At 68.0% G+C, this 6,635-nt stretch carries 8 protein-coding genes, 1 tRNA gene and 1 other RNA gene; 6 read left to right on the top strand and 4 right to left on the bottom strand.

Going from position 1 to position 6,635, the window contains the following annotated elements:
- Positions 1-13 precede the first annotated feature (13 nt).
- Positions 14-787, bottom strand: a complete 774-nt coding sequence (locus ACFXPL_RS07095; protein WP_384913742.1) for an alpha/beta fold hydrolase — start codon at positions 785-787, stop codon at positions 14-16.
- A 98-nt stretch (positions 788-885) separates the two neighbouring features.
- On the opposite strand from ACFXPL_RS07095, the gene ACFXPL_RS07100 reads away from it, so the two are divergent.
- Positions 886-1,524 (top strand): TetR/AcrR family transcriptional regulator, encoded by a 639-nt coding sequence (locus ACFXPL_RS07100; RefSeq protein WP_384913744.1) that lies wholly within the window; start codon positions 886-888, stop codon positions 1,522-1,524.
- Between the two features lie 506 nt (positions 1,525-2,030).
- On the opposite strand, the gene ACFXPL_RS07105 is transcribed toward ACFXPL_RS07100, so the two are convergent.
- Both ACFXPL_RS07105 and ACFXPL_RS07110 read right to left on the bottom strand, forming a co-directional pair.
- Entirely contained in the window at positions 2,031-2,453 is a 423-nt protein-coding gene (locus ACFXPL_RS07105; RefSeq protein WP_384913747.1) for a PIN domain nuclease, read from the bottom strand.
- Positions 2,450-2,665, bottom strand: a complete 216-nt coding sequence (locus ACFXPL_RS07110) for a type II toxin-antitoxin system VapB family antitoxin (protein ID WP_384913751.1) — start codon at positions 2,663-2,665, stop codon at positions 2,450-2,452. Before ACFXPL_RS07110 ends, ACFXPL_RS07105 begins: the two co-directional genes overlap by 4 nt.
- Positions 2,666-3,005: 340 nt before the next feature.
- Here ACFXPL_RS07110 and ACFXPL_RS07115 point away from each other — a divergent pair, with 340 nt between their 5' ends.
- The 3 genes from ACFXPL_RS07115 to ACFXPL_RS07125 all read left to right on the top strand — a co-directional run bounded on the left by ACFXPL_RS07115 (position 3,006) and on the right by ACFXPL_RS07125 (position 4,475).
- Positions 3,006-3,566, top strand: coding sequence for a hypothetical protein (locus tag ACFXPL_RS07115; RefSeq protein ID WP_384913754.1), 561 nt, complete (start codon positions 3,006-3,008; stop codon positions 3,564-3,566).
- 167 nt (positions 3,567-3,733) lie between these two features.
- Positions 3,734-4,327 (top strand): class IV adenylate cyclase, encoded by a 594-nt coding sequence (locus ACFXPL_RS07120; RefSeq protein ID WP_384913757.1) that lies wholly within the window; start codon positions 3,734-3,736, stop codon positions 4,325-4,327.
- A 16-nt stretch (positions 4,328-4,343) separates the two neighbouring features.
- Positions 4,344-4,475, top strand: coding sequence for a hypothetical protein (locus ACFXPL_RS07125; RefSeq protein WP_384913760.1), 132 nt, complete (start codon positions 4,344-4,346; stop codon positions 4,473-4,475).
- A 476-nt stretch (positions 4,476-4,951) separates the two neighbouring features.
- On the opposite strand, the gene ACFXPL_RS07130 is transcribed toward ACFXPL_RS07125, so the two are convergent.
- Positions 4,952-5,039 (bottom strand) — tRNA-Ser (locus tag ACFXPL_RS07130).
- Positions 5,040-5,111: 72 nt separating this feature from the next.
- Between ACFXPL_RS07130 and ffs the strand changes: the two genes are divergently transcribed.
- Together ffs and ACFXPL_RS07140 are read left to right on the top strand one after the other, a co-directional pair.
- Positions 5,112-5,210: signal recognition particle sRNA small type (gene ffs, locus ACFXPL_RS07135), an RNA gene on the top strand.
- 53 nt (positions 5,211-5,263) lie between these two features.
- Positions 5,264-6,635: DNA polymerase III subunit gamma and tau (locus ACFXPL_RS07140; protein WP_384913764.1), on the top strand; the 1,372-nt coding region annotated here is incomplete at its 3' end.

A 6,635-nucleotide genomic window follows, 5' to 3' on the forward strand; every position in this document is an offset into this window, starting at 1 on the left:
TCCGACAGACCGATCAGCCCGTGTCCCCCGCTGGGCAGCAGTGCTCGCAGCCGGCCCAGAACGAGGTGAGTGTACGCGCGCTGCGAGCGGGGTCCTGGACCATCCACCAGTGCCCGATGTCGCGCAGGACGGCGGTCTCGGCCCCAGCTCTTGCCGCGGAATCGCGTCGCAACTCCTCCGAGCCGACGAACCGGTCATCCGTACCGATGATCGCGAGGCCCGGTCGCTTCGCCGCATCGGCGAGATCTCGCCCGAGTTCGGCCATGACCGGCTGGGCGGCGGAGCGGTAGAACGCGAGGATCGCCCGCCCCATCTCCGGTCCCTGGGCGGGGGCGATCCGGAGGGCTACGGGCCTGGGGATGCCCCTCGCCATCAAACGTTCGGCGCGTTCCTCCAGGCTGCCACCCATCAACCTGGCAACGGATTCCTCACCCACGCCGGGCGTCTGCCACTGCTGGGCGAGGTCGTGCCACACGTAGTCGGGGTGGAACACGCCCAGCGAGTCGCTGACCCAGCTCCGCAGCAAGTCCGGCCTCTTCATGGCGACCGACGCCACCGTGCTTCCGCCGACGTCGTGCCCGACAAGGTGTACCGGCTCGCCGATCGCCTCCAGCCGGCCGACCAGCCAGTCCCGGTACTCGGCGACAGTGCACCCGAAACCCTCCGGGACGGGCGCCCCGAATCCAGGGGGAGACAGCCGGACGGCATCGGTTCCGCGCAGCTCGTCGCAGAGCAGGTCCCATATCGCGGCGTTCTCCGGATTGCCGTTGACGAACACGACCCTCATCAGTAGTCACCTCTCCGACGGCCCGATGGTTGCACGCCCATCGTCACATACTTGTTGGACGACACGCAAGTGAACTGGGGATCGCTAGACTGCGGCTCATGCCAGCCGAGAAGGCCGAGAAGCCCCCCGCCGCGTCATCACGCGGCGAACGCCGCACGCAACTCCAACGGCGCACCGCGACGAGGTCCGCCCTGCTGAAGGCCGCGGCGGAGGTCGTGGTGGAGACGGGCGTGCGGTCGGCCACCCTGGCGGCCGTCGGTGAGCGCGCGGGGTACAGCCGAGGTATCGTCACCCACCACTTCGGTTCGAAGCAGGCGTTGTTCCAGGCACTCGCCGAGTCCAGCCAGAGCGGATTCGTCCCCGGCATCGGCGAGATGCCACCCGGTCTCGACCACCTGATCGCGCTGATCGACGGCTACATCAGAAGAATGGGCGACGGTGCCGTGGCCGGCCGGGCGTTCCTGCTGCTGTGGGTCGAGGCCGCGACCTCGCCCGAGCTCTCCGCCGTCTTCCAGGAACGCGACGACGGCTTCCGCGCGGATCTGCGCGCCGACATCGCCGCCGGAATCGCCGAGGGTGAGATCCGCACGGAGGCCGACCCCGACGCCACCGCGATCGCGGTCCTGGGACAGCTGCGCGGAATCGGCATGCAGCAGCTCCTCGCACCCGCGGCCCTCGACTTCCCGCGGCTCAGCCATGTCGTCGCAGACCAGTGGCTCAGAGCGCTGCGACGATAACCGGCGCCCCTCCCACCCCGCCCCGCAGGGGTGACACGTAACGCCGCTGGTCGTCCCCGCCGTCCTGTTCGCGGCGATCACGCCCGCCGCGTGGAACACCATCGCCCACCCGGATATCCGACAGGCTGACCAGCTTCACGCTGATTCCCGGCGCGGCTGCTCATCGGGCTGATGAAACGCCGGACCGTCAACCGGATCACGAAGCCCTGCTCAGCGAGGAGGAAGATCCTTCCTGCGTCGACCCAGCACTGTACGGAGACCACCAACGTCGAAGGTCCCCGCGGCAAGCTGCGGGGACCTTCGACGTATTGCCCGGTGAGAGCAATGGCGGAGGATACGAGATGCGAACTCGTGAGGGGTTGCCCCCAACACGCTGTCCAAGCCTTCGCGCGGTTGTCCGGGGCCGGTCGCCAGCGTTCCGACCTGCGGCGCAGTCACCGGTTACCTGCTTGCCGGACTGTGGCGCACGTCGGTGAATGAGACCAGGACTGAGACCACGAGGGCGTTCATTTGCCGGGCTCCGGGCCGTACCACTGCATGGCCTGGCCGGTGACGGCAGCGACGCACGCGAAGTCGTGGTCGCGGTGCAGGAGGGTCAGTCCCTGTAGCTCTGCGGTGGCGGCAACGATGAGGTCAACGGCTCCGGCGCTGCGGTGTTGGCCACGCTGGGTCAGCAGTTCCTGAACCTGCCAAGCGCGATCGTACGCGCGGTCATCGACGGGCACCCAGCCGAAAAGCGACTGCAGATCCTCGATGCCGCGCGCGCGGTCCGCGGCGGAGCGGGCACTGTAGAAGAACTCCAGCTCGGTGACGGGGCAGGTCGCGATGAGTCCGGCCGAAGCAGCCTGGTCCCAGCCGTACTGTTCGGCATCGCCGCGGAGGAACCGGGCGAGCGCACTCGTGTCGATCAGGAACTGTGCCGCGCTCACCGCCGGTAGTTCCTCTTGTCCTCGAAGAGCTCCAGATCGAAGCCTCCCTCGCTCGCCGCGGCCCGCAGCCGAGTGAGAGCGAGGGCCCTCCGGCGGTTCTCGAGTACCTCGCGCAGAGCACTGTTGACCGTGTCCTTCTTGGTGCCGGTCCCCAGCGCTTGAGCCACGTCGGCCAGCAGCTCGTCGTCGAGATCGATCACTGTACGACTCATTGGGCACCTCCGGAGATATCAGCTGGAACCGAGAGTATATCTCTCTTGATATATCCAGGCATCTCCCCGGCTGATGACGCCGATATTCGTCGTCGAAGATCACAAAATGCCCCTTTCTGGCAACTACCAGGACAACGAGTGCTGCGGAGAGGGCCCGCCTTGATGTGGCGGCTTGATCAGCTCTGCGGTTCGGACCCGTTGAAGCGCGCCCCACGCGATGATTGGCCCATGACTGGGGGTAGTTAGAACGTAACTCCAGGTCATGACTGGCGATTCCGAACGGCAGGACCGTTCTCCATGGCACCGAACCGGGCCCGACGAGAAGCGAAGGAGCAAGGTCATGTATGACTGCGAGGGATGCGGACGATCCCGGCAGGGGCTGTTTTTCGACTCCGGGATCGGTGAAGCGAAGTGGTGGTGCTGGCGGTGCCAGAGCACCGATCAGAAGGATCTGATCAGCTTCTTGGATGACCGAGCCCGAGGCGTGCTCAGCCGTGACGCAGACGGCGTGGACTGGCCCTACGGCCCGAACGTCTACGTCCGAATGCGTGCGGACCTGTTGGACTGGGCGGACCAGCACGACCTCAAGAGCGGCAACACGGGGTGTTCATCCGGGCTTCACTGGCTCGACAAGGGCCGCTGCGCCAAGAGGCAGTGCCAAGACCGACCAAGGTTCTACGACCACACGACCACGTGGCTTTCCCGGACCACCGGCAGGCCCGCTCTGGTCTTCAATCAGCCGTACACGCGAGTGGACCCGGGCGAAGTTCGGGAGTCCATCAGCGAGTACCCGTCTCCCACGGCCGAGATGGGACCGGAGAGTTGGTACGGCGCGGGCACCGTCGGTGTCTACATCTGGAACGACGGAAATCGCTCCGAGGCTGTTCGGTTGCCCCGTTGACCACGCGTCGAGGGGCCCCATCTCGCGGTGGGGCCCTTCGACGTACTGCCTGGTGAGAGCAATTGCGGAGGATGCGAGATCCGAACTCGTGAGGGGTTGCCCCCAACACGCCTGGTCCTTGCGGCTCACACACCCGACTCCGCCCATCACCAGGGGAAGAAGGACTCATGAAGCACGAGTACGAGGCCAAGTTCCTGGCCATCGACGTAGCCGGCCTTCAGGCCCGGCCGACCGCGCTCGGTGCGGTCCAGGCATTCCCGCGCACCCTCCTCACTCGCAAGATCTTCGAGAACGACGCTCTCGACGGCGGTGCCTGGGTATGCCTGCGCGACGAGGGCACGCGCTCGACGCTCACGCTCAAACAGGTCACCGACGCCACCACGATCGACGGCACCACAGAGATCGAGACCGGAGTCGCGGACCTGCACGCCATGGCCAAGATTCTCCGGAACGTCGGCATGCGCGAGGTCCGTCACCAGGAGAACTACCGCGAGGAGTGGCGCCTGGGCGAGGTCGCCTTCGCCTTCGACACCTGGCCGGACCTTCCGACGTTCGTCGAGATCGAGGGCCCCGACGAGGCATCCGTCCGACAGGCCGCCGCACTGCTCGAACTCGACTACTCCGAAGCCAGGTTCGGCAGCGTCGACGAGATCTGCAAGAGCGAGGCCGGCCGCGACATCCTGGCCGAGCCCACCCTCCTCTTCGCCGACGGGGAGAAGAAGAACGCCGGATCGGCTCCGGCATCTGCCCTGGGCCGCTGACCGCAAGGGAGGGGCCGTGCTGATGGAAGTGGCCGTACCGCATCAGGTGATACACGGCACAGCCGAGTTCGCCCGTGGCGGTCCGCCCACTCCGGCGGTCACCGACGACGGCAACGCGTGGGTGGACGGCTTCTGCGGGCTCTACTGAGGCCAGCAGTGGACTCGCGTTCTGTGGCTCGGTCCGGTGAAGGCCGCAGGTGCTCAGACGTGACGTACGCCTGCGGATCTTGCATCCTGGCCCTCCAGGAACAGGTCTGGCAGGCCATCCTGCTCAACGGCCAGCCGGATTCGCCGGGGCGGCCAGCCGTTCCCGCCGAAGCGGAACGGCCGCGCGGGCGCCGGAGTGGGAGGCACCGAGCGCCAGGACTTCTGTGGCGCGGGTAGGGCTCCCGCCGTGCAGTTCACTGCGGCGACCACCTGGCCGACACGGTCGACCACTTCGTTCCTGAGGGAAGGTGCCGTCTTTGTTCCTCAGCCTGTGCCCCACGAGCCATGCCGCATCGAGCGGGCGCAGAGCCCCCAGACCAAGAGGGAACGACACTGAGACCAGAACTGAGACCACGCACGTCGAAGGCCCCCGCTGCGAGCAGCGGGGGCCTTCGACGTATTGCCCGGTGAGAGCAATGGCGGAGGATAGGGGATTCGAACCCCTGAGGAGTTGCCCCCAACACGCTTTCCAAGCGTGCGCCCTAGGCCACTAGGCGAATCCTCCGCCGCAAACAATACAAGACGCTGGGCCGTGCTCGCGAACTCGTTCGCGGGGGCCGGGATCGGGTACTGTGTGCGGAGCCCCTCACGTGGCGCTATCTGACTGAACTCCCCCAGGGCCGGAAGGCAGCAAGGGTAGGTTGGCTCTGGCGGGTGCGTGGGGGGCGCTTGCGTTGTGGGTGGCGGGGGTAGGGGGCTTTGTCGTAGGGGGCCGATATCGTCGTAGGTGTGTCGTCCCTTGCGCTGTACCGCCGTTATCGCCCCGAGTCGTTCGCCGAGGTCATTGGGCAGGAGCATGTCACTGACCCGCTGCAGCAGGCCCTGCGCAACAACCGGGTCAATCACGCCTACCTGTTCAGCGGGCCGCGTGGCTGTGGGAAGACGACCAGCGCGCGCATCCTCGCGCGCTGTCTGAACTGCGAGCAGGGGCCGACGCCCACGCCGTGCGGTACGTGTCAGTCGTGCCAGGACCTGGCCAGGAACGGGCCGGGGTCGATCGACGTCATCGAGATCGACGCCGCTTCGCACGGTGGTGTGGACGATGCGCGTGATCTGCGGGAGAAGGCGTTCTTCGGGCCCGCCGGAAGTCGTTACAAGATCTACATCATCGACGAGGCGCACATGGTCACCTCGGCGGGGTTCAACGCCCTGCTGAAGGTGGTCGAGGAGCCGCCGGAGCATCTCAAGTTCATCTTCGCGACCACCGAGCCCGAGAAGGTCATCGGGACGATCCGGTCGCGTACGCACCACTACCCGTTCCGGCTGGTGCCGCCCGGGACGCTGCGCGACTATCTCGCCGAGGTGTGCGACAGGGAGGGCGCCGTCGTCGCGGACGGGGTGCTGCCCCTGGTCGTACGGGCCGGTGCCGGGTCCGTGCGTGACTCGATGTCCGTGATGGACCAGTTGCTGGCGGGCGCCGCCGACGACGGTGTGACGTACGCCATGGCCACGGCCCTGCTCGGGTATACGGACGGTTCGCTGCTGGACGCCGTGGTGGACGCGTTCGCCGCGGGCGACGGGGGCGCGGCCTTCGAGGTCGTGGATCAGGTCATCGAGGGCGGGAACGATCCGCGGCGCTTCGTCGCGGACCTGCTGGAGCGGCTCCGGGATCTGGTGATTCTGGCGGCCGTGCCGGACGCGGGGGAGAAGGGGCTGATCGACGCCCCCGCCGATGTCGTCGAGCGGATGCAGGCCCAGGCGTCCGTCTTCGGGGCGGCCGAGCTGAGCCGGGCCGCCGATCTCGTCAATACGGGGCTGACGGAGATGCGGGGCGCGACCTCGCCTCGGCTCCAGTTGGAGCTGATCTGCGCGCGGGTGCTGCTGCCTGCGGCGTTCGACGACGAGCGTTCGGTCCAGGCGCGCCTCGACCGGCTGGAACGGGGAGGCGCCGCCTCGGCCTCGGTCGCCGGGGCCGCTTTCTCCGGCGGCGGGCCCGCGGCCGGGTACGTTCCCGGTCCGGACAGCCATGCCGCCGTACCGCCGCCCGCTCCGGTGGAGGATCCGGCCGCTGCCGCCGCTCGGGCCGCCGCCGCGGCGCAGGCCGCGCAGGCCGCCGCCCAGGCCGCGCCCGCCCCGCCCGCACCCGCCCCCACGCCCGCCC

It is taken from the genome of Streptomyces sp. NPDC059092 (assembly GCF_042756365.1).
Classification (GTDB): domain Bacteria; phylum Actinomycetota; class Actinomycetes; order Streptomycetales; family Streptomycetaceae; genus Streptomyces.